The organism is Cupriavidus sp. 8B, assembly GCF_054589115.1.
Genome location: NZ_BAAILO010000453.1, coordinates 1 through 288, shown reverse-complemented (window position 1 = coordinate 288; position 288 = coordinate 1). Strand labels below are relative to the sequence as shown.

Annotated in this window: 1 pseudogene; it reads right to left on the bottom strand. The window is 64.6% G+C overall.

Annotation, left to right across the window (positions count from 1 at the left end):
• Nucleotides 1-288, bottom strand: a pseudogene (locus ACYP5B_RS43580) (protein PilN); the annotation flags it as partial.

Sequence of the window (288 nt, the reverse complement as noted above, 5' to 3'; positions counted from 1 at the left end):
TTGCGCCGCGGCCTCGCCCTGATCTTCGATCATCACCGTGGCCAGTACCAACGTGAAGGTGCGGGACTTCGTGGCAGTCAGGGAACCGCCAGCGATCGTCGGGAGCAAATCCCCGAGCGTGCGGTGCGTCATCTGCGTATCGGTCTGGTCGAACGCCGTCACGATCACCGTCTGGCCGTTGCGCACGATCAAGTCCTGCGCCGGGATGCCCTTGGCGATCGTCTTCGGCACCTGGACGGACTGCTGATTCGCGCCGCTACCCGAGGTGAACGTCTGGATCGGGCCATC